This is a genomic window from Cupriavidus gilardii (genome assembly GCF_013347325.1).
Classification (GTDB): domain Bacteria; phylum Pseudomonadota; class Gammaproteobacteria; order Burkholderiales; family Burkholderiaceae; genus Cupriavidus; species Cupriavidus gilardii.
Genome location: NZ_CP054624.1, coordinates 150,001 through 162,494, shown reverse-complemented (window position 1 = coordinate 162,494; position 12,494 = coordinate 150,001). Strand labels below are relative to the sequence as shown.

8 protein-coding genes, 4 tRNA genes and 2 rRNA genes (1 of these 14 running past the window's edge) are annotated in these 12,494 nt (G+C 62.0%); all 14 read right to left on the bottom strand.

From position 1 onward, the window contains the following. Positions 1–8: 8 nt before the first annotated feature. Positions 9–4,115, bottom strand: coding sequence for a DNA-directed RNA polymerase subunit beta (rpoB, locus tag FOB47_RS00670; protein WP_174779673.1), 4,107 nt, complete (start codon positions 4,113–4,115; stop codon positions 9–11). Positions 4,116–4,522: 407 nt separating this feature from the next. Continuing rightward, positions 4,523–4,900 carry a 50S ribosomal protein L7/L12 gene (gene rplL, locus FOB47_RS00665; protein ID WP_053822686.1) on the bottom strand — a complete coding sequence of 126 codons (378 nt, stop codon included), beginning with the start codon at positions 4,898–4,900 and terminating at the stop codon, positions 4,523–4,525. Between the two features lie 58 nt (positions 4,901–4,958). Then, the gene (rplJ, locus tag FOB47_RS00660) at positions 4,959–5,477 is read right to left on the bottom strand and encodes a 50S ribosomal protein L10 (protein WP_023264956.1); all 519 of its coding nucleotides are present in this window, start codon (positions 5,475–5,477) and stop codon (positions 4,959–4,961) included. A gap of 386 nt (positions 5,478–5,863) precedes the next feature. Beyond that, positions 5,864–6,559 (bottom strand): 50S ribosomal protein L1, encoded by a 696-nt coding sequence (gene rplA / locus FOB47_RS00655; RefSeq protein ID WP_053822687.1) that lies wholly within the window; start codon positions 6,557–6,559, stop codon positions 5,864–5,866. After that, entirely contained in the window at positions 6,560–6,991 is a 432-nt protein-coding gene (gene rplK / locus FOB47_RS00650; protein WP_053822688.1) for a 50S ribosomal protein L11, read from the bottom strand. It abuts the gene before it with no gap. A gap of 171 nt (positions 6,992–7,162) precedes the next feature. Beyond that, the gene (gene nusG, locus FOB47_RS00645; protein WP_006576494.1) at positions 7,163–7,741 is read right to left on the bottom strand and encodes a transcription termination/antitermination protein NusG; all 579 of its coding nucleotides are present in this window, start codon (positions 7,739–7,741) and stop codon (positions 7,163–7,165) included. A gap of 10 nt (positions 7,742–7,751) precedes the next feature. Then, positions 7,752–8,132 (bottom strand): preprotein translocase subunit SecE, encoded by a 381-nt coding sequence (gene secE, locus FOB47_RS00640; RefSeq protein WP_174779672.1) that lies wholly within the window; start codon positions 8,130–8,132, stop codon positions 7,752–7,754. Between the two features lie 70 nt (positions 8,133–8,202). Continuing rightward, positions 8,203–8,278 (bottom strand) — tRNA-Trp (locus FOB47_RS00635). Positions 8,279–8,360: 82 nt separating this feature from the next. After that, positions 8,361–9,551, bottom strand: a complete 1,191-nt coding sequence (gene tuf / locus FOB47_RS00630) for an elongation factor Tu (protein WP_053822680.1) — start codon at positions 9,549–9,551, stop codon at positions 8,361–8,363. 43 nt (positions 9,552–9,594) lie between these two features. Next, positions 9,595–9,669, bottom strand: a tRNA-Thr gene (locus FOB47_RS00625). 32 nt (positions 9,670–9,701) lie between these two features. Beyond that, positions 9,702–9,775, bottom strand: a tRNA-Gly gene (locus FOB47_RS00620). Positions 9,776–9,826: 51 nt separating this feature from the next. Next, positions 9,827–9,912, bottom strand: a tRNA-Tyr gene (locus FOB47_RS00615). 319 nt (positions 9,913–10,231) lie between these two features. Next, positions 10,232–10,345 (bottom strand): 5S ribosomal RNA (gene rrf, locus FOB47_RS00610). 123 nt (positions 10,346–10,468) lie between these two features. Continuing rightward, positions 10,469–12,494: ribosomal RNA gene (locus tag FOB47_RS00605) — 23S ribosomal RNA — on the bottom strand; it runs 854 nt beyond the window's last position.

Sequence of the window (12,494 nt, the reverse complement as noted above, 5' to 3'; positions counted from 1 at the left end):
TCTGTCGATCAATAGCGATCCAGGTCGATATCGATACCCAGCGAGCGGATTTCCTTCACCAGCACGTTGAACGACTCCGGCATGCCGGCATCGATCGAGTGCTCGCCCTTGACGATGTTCTCGTACACCTTGGTACGGCCGTTCACGTCGTCGGACTTGACCGTCAGCATTTCCTGCAGCACGTAGGAGGCGCCATACGCTTCCAGCGCCCACACTTCCATCTCGCCGAAACGCTGGCCGCCGAACTGCGCCTTGCCGCCCAGCGGCTGCTGGGTGACGAGCGAGTACGGACCGGTCGAACGGGCGTGCATCTTGTCGTCGACCAGGTGGTGCAGCTTCAGCATGTGCATCACACCCAGCGTGACCGGACGCTCGAACGCCTCGCCGGTGCGGCCGTCGTACAGCGTGACCTGCTGCTTCGACGCCGTCAGGCCCTTCTCCTTGGCGACGTCGTCCGGATAGGCCAGGTCCAGCATGCGGCGGATTTCCGCTTCATGCGCGCCGTCGAACACCGGGGTCGCGAAGGGCACGCCCTTCTTCAGGTTGTTCGCCAGCTCCAGCACTTCGGCATCGGTCAGGCTGTCGAGGTCTTCGGGCTTGCCGCTCTCGTTGTAGATCTGAGCGAGCAGGGCGCGCAGTTCCTGCGCCTTGGCCTGTGCCTTCAGCATGTCGCCGATGCGCTGGCCCAGACCGCGCGCGGCCCAGCCCAGGTGGGTCTCGAGAATCTGACCCACGTTCATCCGCGACGGCACGCCGAGCGGGTTCAGCACGATGTCGGCAGGCGTGCCGTCGGCCATGTAGGGCATGTCCTCGATCGGCACGATCTTCGACACCACGCCCTTGTTGCCGTGACGGCCGGCCATCTTGTCGCCAGGCTGCAGGCGGCGCTTGACGGCCAGGTACACCTTGACCATCTTGATCACGCCCGGGGGCAGCTCGTCGCCCTGGGTCAGCTTCTTGCGCTTTTCCTCGAAGGCCAGGTCGAACTCGTGGCGCTTCTGCTCGATGGCTTCCTTGACCGCCTCGAGCTGGGCCGCGACTTCCTCGTCGGCCGGACGGATGTCGAACCAGTGGTACTTGTCCAGATCGTCCAGGTACTCCTTGGTCAGCTTCGCGCCCTTGGCCAGCTTCTTCGGACCGCCGTTGACGGTCTTGTCGATCAGCAGGCGCTCCAGACGCTGGAAGGCATCGCCCTCGACGATACGCAGCTGGTCGTTCAGGTCCAGGCGGTAGCGCTTCAGTTCGTCGTCGATGATCGACTGCGCGCGCTTGTCGCGGGTCACGCCTTCACGGGTGAACACCTGCACGTCGATCACGATGCCGCTCATGCCCGAGGGCACGCGCAGCGAGGTGTCCTTCACGTCGGACGCCTTCTCGCCGAAGATCGCGCGCAGCAGCTTCTCTTCCGGCGTCAGCTGGGTCTCGCCCTTGGGCGTGACCTTGCCGACCAGCACGTCGCCGGCCTCGACCTCGGCACCGATGTAGGTGATGCCGGACTCGTCCAGACGGGCCAGTTGCGCTTCAGCCAGGTTCGAGATGTCGCGCGTGATTTCCTCGGGTCCGAGCTTGGTGTCGCGGGCGACCACCGACAGCTCCTCGATGTGGATCGAGGTGTAGCGGTCTTCGGCAACGACCCGTTCCGAGATCAGGATCGAATCTTCGAAGTTGTAGCCGTTCCAGGGCATGAACGCGACCAGCATGTTCTGGCCGAGCGCGAGCTCGCCCAGATCGGTCGAGGCGCCGTCGGCAATCACATCGCCGCGGGCCACGTGGTCGCCCACCTTGACCATCGGACGCTGGTTGATGTTCGTGTTCTGGTTCGAACGCGTGTACTTGATCAGGTTGTAGATGTCCACGCCGACTTCGCCGGCCACGGCTTCGTCGTCGTTGACACGGATAACGATACGGTTCGCGTCGACATAGTCGACCACGCCGCCACGGGTCGCCTGCACGGCGGTGCCCGAGTCGACCGCGACGGTGCGCTCGATGCCGGTGCCGACCAGCGGCTTGTCCGGACGCAGGCAAGGCACGGCCTGACGCTGCATGTTCGCGCCCATCAGTGCACGGTTCGCGTCATCGTGCTCGAGGAACGGCACCAGCGAGGCCGCGGCCGACACGATCTGCGACGGCGCCACGTCGATGTACTGCACGCGGTCCGGCGTGACCATGCGGGTCTCGCGCTCGCTGCCTTCGCGCGCCGACACCAGTTCGTCGATCAGGTTGCCTTCGGCATCGACCGTCGCGTTGGCCTGCGCCACCACGTACTTGCCTTCCTCGATCGCCGACAGGTAGTCGACCTGGTCGGTCAGCTTGCCGTTCTCGACCTTGCGGTACGGCGTTTCCAGGAAGCCGTACTCGTTCAGGCGGGCGTACAGTGCCAGCGAGTTGATCAGACCGATGTTCGGACCTTCCGGCGTTTCGATCGGGCACACGCGGCCATAGTGGGTCGGGTGCACGTCGCGGACTTCGAAGCCCGCGCGTTCGCGCGTCAGGCCGCCCGGGCCCAGAGCGGACACGCGGCGCTTGTGCGTGATCTCGGACAGCGGGTTGGTCTGGTCCATGAACTGCGACAGCTGCGACGAACCGAAGAACTCGCGGATCGCCGACGAGATCGGCTTCGAGTTGATCAGGTCGTGCGGCATCAGGTTCTCGGTCTCGGCCTGGCCCAGACGTTCCTTGACGGCGCGCTCCACGCGCGACAGGCCGGCGCGGAACTGGTTCTCGGCCAGTTCGCCGACGCAACGCACGCGACGGTTGCCCAGGTGGTCGATGTCGTCGACTTCGCCCTTGCCATTGCGCAGGTTGACCAGGATCTTGATGGTCTCGAGGATGTCCTCGTCCTGCAGCACCATGCTGCCCTCGCCGCTCGGGCGGCCCAGGCGGCTGTTGACCTTCATGCGGCCCACGCGCGACAGGTCGTACGACTCTTCGCTGTAGAACAGGCGCTGGAACAGCGCTTCGACGGCGTCCTCGGTGGGCGGCTCGCCCGGACGCATCATCCGGTAGATCGCGATACGGGCCGCGGTCTGGTCGGCGGTGTCGTCGGTGCGCAGGGTCTGCGAAATGTACGGACCCTGATCCAGATCGTTGGTGTACAGCGTCTGGATCTGCTTGACGCCGGCTTCGCGCAGCGACTCGAGCAGCGTTTCGGTCAGCTCGTCGTTGGCGTTGGCAATCACCTCGCCGGTATCCGGGTCGATGATGTTCTTGGCCAGCACGCGGCCCAGCAGATAGTCTTCCGGCACGCTGATCAGCTTGGTGCCGGCGGACTCCAGGTCACGGATGTGCTTGGCGTTGATCCGCTTGTCCTTCTCGACCACGACACGGCCGTTCTTGTCGGCAATGTCGAAGCGCGCGACTTCGCCGCGCAGGCGCTCGGGCACGAACTCCAGCTGCGCGCCTTCGGCCTGCAGCGTGAAGTTGTCGAACACGAAGAAGTGCGCGAGGATCTGTTCCGGCGTCAGGCCGATCGACTTGAGCAGGATCGTCACCGGCATCTTGCGGCGGCGGTCGACGCGGAAGTACAGGATGTCCTTCGGGTCGAACTCGAAGTCCAGCCACGAGCCGCGGTACGGAATGATCCGTGCCGAGAACAGCAGCTTGCCCGAGCTGTGCGTCTTGCCCTTGTCGTGCTCGAAGAACACGCCCGGCGAACGGTGCAGCTGGGAGACGATCACGCGCTCGGTGCCGTTGATCACGAACGAGCCGGTCGAGGTCATCAGCGGGATCTCGCCCATGTAGACTTCCTGCTCCTTGACCTCCTTGACCTTGCCCGGATTCTCGCGATCGTTGATGATCAGGCGAACCTTGGCGCGCAGGGCCGAGTGGAAGGTCAGGCCGCGCTGCTGACATTCCTTGACGTCGAACGGCGGGTTGGACAGGTGGTACGACACGAACTCCATACGGGCGAGCCCGTTATGGGAGACGATGGGGAAAATTGCGTTGAAGGCCGCTTGCAGGCCTTCGCTCTTGCGACGCGCGGGTGGCGTATCCGCTTGCAAGAACTGGGTGTACGATTCGATCTGGGTGGCTAGCAGGAATGGAACCTGGTGAACCGTCGCGCGCTTCGCAAAGCTTTTGCGAATGCGCTTCTTTTCGGTGAAGCTGTACGCCATGGGATCTCCGAATCATCGCAGGGCTGGCTGGACCTGACCGGCGCCTGAGGTGTTCAGCGACTGGGAGGGGATTTGGCGGTTGGCCGCTACCAACCTCTGGCTGACGGTGTCCGCACGCTGCGAACCGGCGCCATCATCCACGCGCGCCGGTCCGGGGAACACCCGACCAAACTTGTCTTCTGCAGTCGGTTCAGAAGACAAACATCAGCAGCAACCGCTTAGTGTGCCACTGATGTTTGGCCTCTGCTGCGGCCCCGAGGTTCACCCCGGCGCCGAGTAGGCAATGCATCACTTCATGCGCTATGGGGTGTCCTATAAAACACACATCACAGAAGCGCAAAAAGGCTGGCGCCGGGATTTCCCCTTTGCCAGCCCCATTCGCGTGCCGGAGGGCACGCGAGTACCACTTACTTGACTTCGACCTTCGCGCCGGCTTCTTCCAGCTTCTTCTTGGCCTCGTCGGCGGTAGCCTTGTCCACGCCTTCCTTGACGGGCTTCGGTGCGCCATCGACCAGGTCCTTGGCTTCCTTCAGGCCCAGGCCGGTGATTTCGCGAACTGCCTTGATGACGCCGACCTTGTTCGCGCCGACTTCGGCCAGCACGACGTTGAATTCGGTCTTCTCTTCAGCAGCGGCGCCAGCGCCAGCAGCGCCCGGAGCGGCGGCCACGGCCATCGCAGCGGCGGACACGCCAAACTTCTCTTCGAACGCCTTGACCAGGTCGTTCAGTTCCATCACGGACATCGCGCCAACGGCTTCGAGGATGTCGTCTTTGGTGATTGCCATTTGGAAATACTCCTAGATTTGATTCGGTATCGGTATTGCGATCGGGACGAGCCTGACCTTAGGCCGCGGCGCCTTCCTCGGCGGGGGCACCTTCGCTCTTCTTCTCGGCCAGCGCGGCCAGCAGGCGGGCAAAGCCCGACACCGGCGCTTGCATGACGCCAAGCAGCTGAGCAATCAGTTGGTCGCGGCTCGGGATCGAGGCCAGCGCCTTGACGGCGTTGACGTCGAGCACCTTGCCGTCGAACGAACCGGCGCGCAGGACCAGCTTGTCGTTGGTCTTGGCGAAGTCGTTCAGAACCTTGGCCGAGGCCACTGCATCTTCGGAAATCCCGTAGATCAGCGGACCGGTCAGTTGCTCCGCGAGCGCGGCAAACGGCGTACCTTCCACGGCGCGGCGGGCCAGCGTGTTCTTCAGAACGCGCAGGTAGACGCCTTGCTCGCGGGCGGTGGCACGCAGCTTGGTCAGATCGCCAACCGTGATGCCGCGATATTCGGCCACGACGATGGTCTGGGCTTTGGCGACTTGCGCCGACACCTCAGCAACGACGGCCTTCTTATCTTCAATATTGAGTGGCACGGTTAAGCTCCAAAACGATGCGTGGTACTCCGGCGACGGAGGACCTTGCATCAGTCCAAACGAACGGCGTCCGATTGGCCCGAATCACCCGGGGGTCTCGCCCCGGACCATTCCAACCTTCGGGTTCGCCATCTACGCTGGCGGGCAGGTTGCCGTCACCTTGCTGCCGTGTACGGTCCCACCGATTAAGGCCATGCCGCAGCTTGCGCGCGAACAATGACCGCCAGCGGTCTTTGATAACCAGCGGGACCGGCGTCTGACGCCGGCACCACTGCCCAAAGCCTTTCTCTGGCCCGCCGTGGCGGACCGGTTCCGGCGCAGGGCCGGAACCTCGAATGCTTTCGCCGACCGGTGTTATCGGGTCCGGTCAGCGCGATGCCAACCGCTTAGGCGGCCAGCGAAGCCTGGTCGACGCGAACGCCCACGCCCATGGTCGACGAGACCGCGATCTTGCGCAGGTAGACACCCTTGCTGGTGGCCGGCTTGGCCTTGACCAGCGCGTCGATCAGCGCCGACAGGTTGCTCTTGAGCGCGGCGTCCTCGAACGAACGGCGGCCGATGGTCGCGTGGATGATACCGGCCTTGTCGACGCGGAACTGGACCTGACCGGCCTTGGCGTTCTTGACTGCCTGGGCCACGTCGGGAGTCACGGTACCGACCTTCGGGTTCGGCATCAGGCCGCGCGGGCCCAGGATCTGGCCCAGCGTACCGACGATGCGCATCGTGTCCGGCGAAGCGATCACGACGTCGAAGTTCAGGTTGCCGGCCTTCACTTGTTCGGCCAGGTCTTCCATGCCGACCACGTCGGCGCCGGCGGCCTTGGCCGCTTCAGCCTTGTCGCCCTGGGCGAACACCGCCACGCGGACGGTCTTGCCGGTACCGGCGGGCAGCACCACCGAGCCACGAACCACCTGGTCCGACTTCTTGGCGTCGATGCCCAGCTGCACGGCGACGTCGATCGACTCGTCGAACTTGGCCGACGCGCATTCCTTGACCAGGCCCAGCGCCTCGTCGATCGGGTAGAACTTGGTGCGCTCGATCTTGGCCTTGTTGGCCGCTACGCGCTTCGAAACCTTAGCCATTTACAGACCCTCCACGGTGATACCCATCGAGCGGGCCGAGCCGGCGATGGTGCGCACTGCCGCGTCCAGATCGGCGGCGGTCAGGTCGGCGTTCTTGGCCTTGGCGATGTCTTCAGCCTGGGCGCGGGTGATCTTGCCAACCTTGTCGGTGTGCGGCTTGGCCGAACCCTTGGTGATGCCGGCAGCCTTCTTGATCAGCACGGTGGCCGGAGGCGACTTCATCACGAAGGTGAAGCTCTTGTCGGCGTAGGCGGTGATCACCACCGGCACCGGCAGGCCGGGCTCCATACCCTGGGTCTGCGCGTTGAACGCCTTGCAGAACTCCATGATGTTCAGGCCGCGCTGACCCAGTGCCGGGCCCACGGGCGGGGAGGGGTTCGCTTTACCAGCCGGGATCTGCAGCTTGATAAAGCCAATAATCTTCTTGGCCATCTTTACTCCAATCCGGACCGCTGCACCTTGGGCAATCGGTCCTGTTGAGTCGTAACGCGCTGTCGCCGTCCGCCTGCGGCGGGACCGGCCTCACGCTCCTCTTGTGCCCCTTGCGGAGCGTCGCCGGCCGCACCGCCCGAAAACGGCGCGACCCTGCGAATCCTGTGACGATCAGACCTTCTCGACCTGGCCGAACTCGAGCTCGACCGGGGTGGCACGACCGAAGATGGTCACCGAGACGCGCAGGCGCGACTTCTCGTAATTGACCTCTTCCACGTTGCCGTTGAAGTCGGTGAACGGGCCGTCCTTGACGCGCACCATTTCGCCCACCTCGAACAGCGTCTTGGGCCGCGGCTTTTCGACGCCTTCCTGCATCTGCGTCATGATCTTGTCGACTTCCTTCTGGGAAATCGGACTCGGACGGTTGCGCGCGCCGCCGACAAAACCGGTGACCTTGCTGGTGTTCTTGACCAGGTGCCACGTCTCGTCGGTCATCTCCATTTCCACGAGCACGTAGCCCGGGAAAAAGCGCCGCTCGGTCACCGAACGCTGACCGCCCTTCATTTCGATCACTTCCTCGGACGGCACCAGGATGCGTCCGAACTTGTCCTGCATCTCCGCGCGCTCGATGCGTTCCTGCAGTGCGCGCTGCACGCTCTTCTCCATGCCGGAGTAAGCGTGGACCACGTACCAGCGCTTCTTCGAAGGCGGCTGCGTAGGAGTGGATTCCTGCTTTGCGTCGTCCGTCATGTCCTTTCCCTTATTTCCAGCCCAGCACGAGGGAGAAGATCACCCACTCGATCAGTTTGTCGGCCGACCACAAGAACAGCGCCATCACGACCACGAAGACGAACACCAGGCCCGTCATCTGTCCGGCTTCCTTGCGGGTCGGCCACACCACCTTGCGGACTTCCCGGTACGATTCCCTGGCGAATCCCACGAATTCCTTGCCCGGCGCGGACACCAGCGCGACGATCACGCCGAGCGCGATGCCCGCGAACAGCGCGGCGCCGCGCACGTAGGCAGGCTGTTGTGCCAGCGCGTAGAAACCGATCACGCCGGCCACCACGAGCAGCACGGCCACGCCCAGCAGCCACTTGCCACTGGAGGTGTTGACGGTTTCGACGTTGGGATTGGCCATGTTTCGCAAACGAGACTAAGCCGCGTCACGATGGATCCTCTGTGGATCCGCCCGACGCGGCTGATTGAATTGGCAGGGGCAGAGGGAATCGAACCCCCAACCTTCGGTTTTGGAGACCGACGCTCTGCCAGTTGAGCTATACCCCTAAAACAACTTTGGGGTCGGCTGGAGCCAACCCCACTGGCGGCAAACGCGGCCGGTTGGTGCCGCGCTTGCTGTCGTGACTGCTTAGTCCAGGATCTTGGCGACGACGCCGGCGCCGACGGTGCGGCCGCCTTCACGGATGGCGAAGCGCAGGCCTTCTTCCATCGCGATCGGGGCGATCAGCTTGACGGTGATCGACACGTTGTCGCCCGGCATGACCATTTCCTTGTCCTTCGGCAGCTCGATCGAGCCGGTCACGTCGGTCGTACGGAAATAGAACTGCGGACGGTAGTTGTTGAAGAACGGGGTGTGACGGCCGCCTTCGTCCTTCGACAGGATGTACACCTCGCCGGTGAAGTGCGTGTGCGGCTTGATCGAACCCGGCTTGCACAGCACCTGGCCGCGCTCGACGTCTTCACGCTTGGTGCCGCGCAGCAGCAGACCGACGTTGTCGCCAGCCTGGCCCTGGTCCAGCAGCTTGCGGAACATTTCCACGCCGGTGCAGGTGGTCTTGACCGTCGGGCGGATACCGACGATTTCGATTTCCTCGCCGACCTTGATCACGCCACGCTCGATACGGCCGGTCACCACGGTACCGCGGCCCGAGATCGAGAACACGTCTTCGACCGGCATCAGGAACGTGCCGTCCACGGCGCGCTCCGGCGTCGGGATGTAGGTGTCCAGCGCCTCGGCCAGGCGCATGATCGCCTCTTCGCCCAGGTCGCCCTTGTCGCCTTCGAGCGCCAGCTTGGCCGAACCCTTGATGATCGGGGTGTCGTCGCCGGGGAACTCGTACTTCGACAGCAGCTCGCGCACTTCCATTTCCACCAGCTCGAGCAGCTCGGCGTCGTCCACCATGTCGCACTTGTTCAGGAACACGATGATGTACGGCACGCCCACCTGACGGGCCAGCAGGATGTGTTCGCGCGTCTGCGGCATCGGGCCGTCAGCGGCCGAGCACACCAGGATCGCGCCGTCCATCTGCGCGGCGCCCGTGATCATGTTCTTGACGTAGTCGGCGTGGCCCGGGCAGTCAACGTGCGCGTAGTGGCGGTTGGCCGTCTCGTACTCGACGTGCGCGGTGTTGATGGTAATACCGCGTGCCTTCTCTTCCGGCGCCGCATCGATTTCGTCGTACTTCTTCGCGGCACCGCCGAACTTCGAAGCCAGCACCGTCGCAATCGCCGCCGTCAGCGTCGTCTTGCCGTGGTCAACGTGACCAATCGTACCAACGTTCACGTGCGGCTTGGTCCGCTCGAACTTTTCCTTTGCCATTTCGCGACTCCTGTCTCGGTAGCGATATTGCCAGTGCGGTATTTGGTGCCCATGGGCAGGATCGAACTGCCGACCTCTCCCTTACCAAGGGAGTGCTCTACCACTGAGCCACATGGGCGAAACTTGATGACTGCGTTGCAGCAATCCTGCTGGAGCGGGTGAAGGGAATCGAACCCTCGTCGTAAGCTTGGAAGGCTTCTGCTCTACCATTGAGCTACACCCGCCCGGGTTACTTCACTTCACCGACATTGCCGGACTGCTGCTGCATTGCATTCTGGTGGAGAGGGTTGGATTCGAACCAACGTAGGCGTAAGCCAACAGATTTACAGTCTGCCCCCTTTAGCCACTCGGGCACCTCTCCGCAGAGAACTTGCGATTATGGTGTAATCGCCCCCGCCTGTCAAGCGCTTTCCGGCTACCTTGCAGGAAAACGGCTTGTTCGATCGTCGGCGGCATCGGGCTGCGGCGGCCCGTGGCGAACCATCTTCGCGAACATCGGAAACGATGTCCTCTCACCCTATAGGGACTCGCAGAACGGCCTGGAATGCCTCTACAGAGGCCAGGATATGCCGGTTCAGCAACCTGGGCAGGGACAGCGAGGCACCTGCGGAGCGGGTGTCTCCGCCGCCGCAAAGCAAAACGCCCCAGACCTTGAGGATCTGGGGCGTTTTCAAAGGAGAGCCTGGCGATGACCTACTTTCACACGGGTAGTCCGCACTATCATCGGCGCGAAGTCGTTTCACGGTCCTGTTCGGGATGGGAAGGGGTGGTTCCGACTTGCTATGGTCACCAGGCATAAAGGGTTGCCGGACTGGCTGGGCCAATCGGGCGTATTGGGATGTAGCGTCGGGTTGTGCTGTATGGCACGTATGCGGATACCAGCGGTGCGCGTCGAACGCGCTAAACGCACTGGTTATAGGATCAAGCCTTACGGGCAATTAGTACTGGTTAGCTTAACGCATTACTGCGCTTCCACACCCAGCCTATCAACGTCCTGGTCTTGAACGACCCTTCAAGGAGCTCGAGGCTCCAGGGAATCCTCATCTTCAGGCGAGTTTCCCGCTTAGATGCTTTCAGCGGTTATCTCTTCCGTACATAGCTACCCTGCGATGCCTCTGGCGAGACAACAGGTACACCAGCGGTACGTCCACTCCGGTCCTCTCGTACTAGGAGCAGCCCCCGTCAAGATTCCAACGCCCACGGCAGATAGGGACCAAACTGTCTCACGACGTTTTAAACCCAGCTCACGTACCTCTTTAAATGGCGAACAGCCATACCCTTGGGACCGGCTACAGCCCCAGGATGAGATGAGCCGACATCGAGGTGCCAAACACCGCCGTCGATATGAACTCTTGGGCGGTATCAGCCTGTTATCCCCAGAGTACCTTTTATCCGTTGAGCGATGGCCCTTCCATTCAGAACCACCGGATCACTATGTCCTGCTTTCGCACCTGCTCGACTTGTCGGTCTCGCAGTTAAGCACGCTTTTGCCATTGCACTTTAGGTACGATGTCCGACCGTACCAAGCGTACCTTCGAACTCCTCCGTTACACTTTGGGAGGAGACCGCCCCAGTCAAACTGCCTACCATGCACTGTCCCCGACCCGGATTCACGGGCCTAGGTTAGAACCTCAAACAAACCAGGGTGGTATTTCAAGGACGGCTCCACGAGAACTGGCGTCCTCGCTTCAAAGCCTCCCACCTATCCTACACAGATCGGTTCAAAGTCCAATGCAAAGCTGCAGTAAAGGTTCATGGGGTCTTTCCGTCTAGCCGCGGGGAGATTGCATCATCACAAACACTTCAACTTCGCTGAGTCTCGGGAGGAGACAGTGTGGCCATCGTTACGCCATTCGTGCAGGTCGGAACTTACCCGACAAGGAATTTCGCTACCTTAGGACCGTTATAGTTACGGCCGCCGTTTACCGGGACTTCAATCAAGAGCTTGCACCCCATCATTTAATCTTCCGGCACCGGGCAGGCGTCACACCCTATACGTCCACTTTCGTGTTTGCAGAGTGCTGTGTTTTTATTAAACAGTCGCAGCCACCATTTTATTGCAACCCCTTCACCCTTCTGGCGCAGGCCAGTCAAGCTACCAGGGCGTACCTTATCCCGAAGTTACGGTACCAATTTGCCGAGTTCCTTCTCCCGAGTTCTCTCAAGCGCCTTAGAATACTCATCTCGCCCACCTGTGTCGGTTTGCGGTACGGTCTCGTATGACTGAAGCTTAGAGGCTTTTCTTGGGACCCCTTCCGATTGCTTCGCAGCACTAGGCCGCTCGCCCCACATCCTTGAATTACGCGCCCGGATTTGCCTAAGCGCCTTCTCCAATGCAGGGACCGGGACTTCCAACACCCGGACAACCTTCCGCGATCCGTCCCCCCATCGCATCATACGACGGTGCAGGAATATTAACCTGCTTCCCATCAGCTACGCATCTCTGCCTCGCCTTAGGGGCCGACTCACCCTACGCCGATGAACGTTGCGTAGGAAACCTTGGGCTTACGGCGAGGGGGCCTTTCACCCCCTTTATCGCTACTCATGTCAGCATTCGCACTTCCGATACCTCCAGCATCCTTTACAAGACACCTTCACAGGCTTACGGAACGCTCTCCTACCGCGCACACAAGGTGCGCCCGCAGCTTCGGTGACTGGCTTAGCCCCGTTACATCTTCCGCGCAGGACGACTCGATCAGTGAGCTATTACGCTTTCTTTAAAGGGTGGCTGCTTCTAAGCCAACCTCCTGACTGTTTTAGCCTTCCCACTTCGTTTCCCACTTAGCCAATCTTGGGGACCTTAGCTGGCGGTCTGGGTTGTTTCCCTCTTGACACCGGACGTTAGCACCCGATGTCTGTCTCCCGTGATTGCACTCTTCGGTATTCGGAGTTTGCTATGGCGGGGTAATCAGCAATAGACCCCCAACCATGACAGTGCTCTAC

What these genes read in the sequence shown, in the direction of transcription:
- nusG (WP_006576494.1), bottom strand. Translation starts at nt 7,741, where the DNA reads ATGACGGACGACGCAAAGCAGGAATCCACTCCTACGCAGCCGCCTTCG.
- rplL (WP_053822686.1), bottom strand. Translation starts at nt 4,900, where the DNA reads ATGGCAATCACCAAAGACGACATCCTCGAAGCCGTTGGCGCGATGTCC.
- rplK (WP_053822688.1), bottom strand. Translation starts at nt 6,991, where the DNA reads ATGGCCAAGAAGATTATTGGCTTTATCAAGCTGCAGATCCCGGCTGGT.
- rpoB (WP_174779673.1), bottom strand. Translation starts at nt 4,115, where the DNA reads ATGGCGTACAGCTTCACCGAAAAGAAGCGCATTCGCAAAAGCTTTGCG.
- tuf (WP_053822680.1), bottom strand. Translation starts at nt 9,551, where the DNA reads ATGGCAAAGGAAAAGTTCGAGCGGACCAAGCCGCACGTGAACGTTGGT.
- secE (WP_174779672.1), bottom strand. Translation starts at nt 8,132, where the DNA reads ATGGCCAATCCCAACGTCGAAACCGTCAACACCTCCAGTGGCAAGTGG.
- rplA (WP_053822687.1), bottom strand. Translation starts at nt 6,559, where the DNA reads ATGGCTAAGGTTTCGAAGCGCGTAGCGGCCAACAAGGCCAAGATCGAG.